Origin of the sequence: Actinomadura rubrisoli (genome assembly GCF_004349215.1) — a bacterium.
Lineage (GTDB): Bacteria > Actinomycetota > Actinomycetes > Streptosporangiales > Streptosporangiaceae > Spirillospora > Spirillospora rubrisoli.
This window is the reverse complement of the sequence record NZ_SMKU01000772.1, coordinates 1-693: the sequence shown is the minus strand read 5'-3', so window position 1 is coordinate 693 and position 693 is coordinate 1. Positions and strand designations below refer to the sequence as shown.

General features: G+C 71.3%; 1 protein-coding gene. It reads right to left on the bottom strand.

Annotated elements, in window-relative coordinates:
* The coding region (locus tag E1298_RS47400) for an ABC transporter ATP-binding protein (RefSeq protein ID WP_131903920.1) at window positions 1-693 on the bottom strand (693 nt) is incomplete at both ends.

The following is a 693-nucleotide window of genomic DNA, read 5'->3' as shown; positions in this document are numbered from 1 at the left end:
CTCCCCAGGTACATCACCGCGACCCGGTCGCTGACGTACCGCACCACCGACAGGTCGTGGGCGATGAACACATACGTCAGGCCCAGCTCGTCCTGGAGGTCCTTGAGCAGGTTGATCACCTGCGCCTGGATCGAGACGTCCAGCGCCGACACCGGCTCGTCGCACACGATCAGCTTCGGCCGCAGCGCCAGCGCCCGCGCCACCCCGATGCGCTGGCGCTGCCCGCCGGAGAACTCGGCCGGGAACCGGTTGTAGTGCTCGGGGTTCAGCCCGACCAGCTCCATCAGCTCCTGGACGCGCCGCCTGCGCTCCGCGCCGCCGGCGACGCCGTGGACGGCGAACGGGTCGCCGATGATCGAGCCGACCCGGCGCCGCGGGTTCAGCGACCCGTACGGATCCTGGAAGATCATCTGGACGTCGCGGCGGAACGCCTTCAGCCCCGGCCTGGTCAGCCGCGTGATGTCGGTGCCCTCGAACACGATCCGGCCCCGCGTCACCGGGTGCAGGCCCGTGACGCAGCGGGCGAGCGTGGACTTCCCGCACCCCGACTCCCCCACGATCCCGAGCGTCTCCCCGCGCCGCACCCGCAGGTCCACGCCGTCCACCGCGTGGACGCGGCCGACCTCCCGCTTGAACACGATCCCCCGCCGGATCGGGAAGTGCTTGTACACCCCCTCCACCGAGACGAGGACC